Origin of the sequence: Synechococcus sp. R8-2, assembly GCF_047461715.1 — a bacterium.
Classification (GTDB): domain Bacteria; phylum Cyanobacteriota; class Cyanobacteriia; order Thermostichales; family Thermostichaceae; genus Thermostichus.
The window spans coordinates 1-2,013 of record NZ_JANSHQ010000633.1 but is presented as its reverse complement, the minus strand read 5'-3'; the positions used below and the strand labels follow the sequence as shown (position 1 = coordinate 2,013).

At 58.2% G+C, this 2,013-nt stretch carries 3 protein-coding genes; all 3 read right to left on the bottom strand.

All coding sequences use genetic code 11. The features are described 5' to 3' along the window. Window positions 1-125: 125 nt before the first annotated feature. A complete protein-coding gene (accB, locus tag NW819_RS13310; RefSeq protein ID WP_011432092.1) occupies window positions 126-599 on the bottom strand; it encodes an acetyl-CoA carboxylase biotin carboxyl carrier protein in 474 nt (157 codons plus the stop codon). A 69-nt stretch (window positions 600-668) separates the two neighbouring features. Then, window positions 669-1,226 carry an elongation factor P gene (gene efp, locus NW819_RS13305; RefSeq protein ID WP_414335241.1) on the bottom strand — a complete coding sequence of 186 codons (558 nt, stop codon included), beginning with the start codon at window positions 1,224-1,226 and terminating at the stop codon, window positions 669-671. A 36-nt stretch (window positions 1,227-1,262) separates the two neighbouring features. Beyond that, on the bottom strand, window positions 1,263-2,013 hold a 751-nt coding region (tsaB, locus tag NW819_RS13300; protein ID WP_414414036.1), incomplete at its 5' end, for a tRNA (adenosine(37)-N6)-threonylcarbamoyltransferase complex dimerization subunit type 1 TsaB.

The window sequence follows — 2,013 nt, the reverse complement described above, 5'->3', positions numbered from 1 at the left end:
GGCTCTGGAAAACTGCCGGATACAGCGCTTCAACACCGACCACATCCCCTCAATCCGATTCAACTTTGGTGTATACACAGGCAAGGGAGATTGGGTTGCCAAAATCCGGTTTACCCCCTTGCCCATCAAGCTGTGGGATCCAACCGCATCAACACCTGCCCAAACTCCACCGATTGCCCATTGCTCACCAAAATCTCGGTCACCACGCCTGCCGCTTCGGCCTCGATCTCGTTCATCAGCTTCATGGCCTCGATGATGCACAGGGTTTGGCCCTTGTTCACCCGTTGGCCAACCCGCACAAAGTCAGGTTCACCTGGAGCTGGGGCGCTGTAGAAAGTGCCCACCATTGGTGACGTCACGTCTATCCAATGGCTGGGGGTGGATTTGGGAGCAGTGGGAGGAGGGGGCGCTTCTGCAGGAGCAGGAGGAGGCGCAGAGGAGACAATAACCGGACTGGCGGGGGTGGAGGAGAGCTCAGTCGGGATCCCTTTGCGCAAGGTGAGGCGAAAATCTTTGAACTCCAGAGTTAGCTCGGTAACATCGCTCTCTTGCAGAGCGGCCAGGAGAAGACGAATTTCCTGCCAATTGACAACATCCAAGGGAAGGTTCACTCCTGATGCATCACCTGTCCACAACAGAAATCCATAACCGAAAAGGAGAGGGAGAACTCACTCCCGGCCCAGATAGGTGTCGGTGCGGGTATCGACCCGAATCCGTTCTCCAACCTTGATGAACAAAGGCACCTGGATCTCAGCACCGGTCTCCAGCTTGGCCGGCTTGGTTCCCCCAGTGGCGGTATCTCCTTTCACCCCTGGATCTGTTTCCACCACTTCCAGAACAACGGTGTTGGGCAGCTCCACATCGATCACCTGCCCATTCCAGCGCAAGATTGACACTTGCATGTTTTCTTTCAGATATTTCACGGCGGAGCCAATTTGGGCGGCGGTAATTGGAGCCTGCTCATAGGTCTCCATGTCCATAAACACCAAGTTGTCCCCTTCCGCGTAGAGATACTGCATCTCGACTTTTTCGATGGTGGCTGCGGGCAGGGTTTCACCGGCGCGGAAAGTCTTCTCCACAACGTTGCCAGTCTGCATGTTTTTGAGCTTGGTGCGCACAAAGGCTGCTCCCTTGCCGGGCTTCACATGCAGGAACTCGATCACCTTGTAGGGAGCTCCGTCAATTTCTACAGAGACGCCAGGGCGCAAATCGTTGCTTGAGATCATGTCAGCAGAGGGATCCGTTGCTTAGACTTCCCAATCTTACCGTGACGATGGGGCACTCCGTTCGCGCTGGGGAGGCGGAGTCCGATTCAGCCCTCTGAGATCAATCGGGGGCTGGCGACCGTAGAGGGGCAGCACCTCCTGCCACTGAGGGCGCAATCCGGCCCGAAAATCGGCGCGGGCCAATTCTGCCAACGCCACCACAGGTGCAGGATCCACAAAATCGGCGGCATTCACGGATAGAGCTTGCGGCCACTGTCGGAGAGTTGCCTGCCAAGCCTCTTCCTCCCAGAGCCGATCGGCCACTTCTGCAGCGACACCCTCTTCTGTCACCCGATACACGCCGCCATACCGCTCTCCTCGTTTGGCGTCCATCTGCACCGCCACCGTCAAGGGCTGGGGCGGGGATCCCTGCTCCTGCCACACCTGGCGGGCGAGGACGGCCAAAGCCGAGTAGCCAAACACGGGAATGCCCAGTTGCTGGCCCAGCAGACGGGCCACGCTCACCCCCAAACGGCTGCCCGTAAAGCTGCCCGGCCCCAAAGCTACAGCGATCGCAGCTATCTGCGACCAAGCCTGACCGGCCAAGAAGACTTTCAAGCAGGGGTGCAACTGCGCTGCCATCTCCCGATCCAGCCACCAGCTCTGACTGCGGGTTTCTCCCAGCCCCGGCTCCAACGGCAGCAGGGCCAGGCCCAAAACGGGCGTGGTGGTGTGGATCCCTAAAATCCAGCGGACAAGCGACATGGCCTCTCTCAGGATCAAAAAAGGTAGTTGACGAAACTTAACG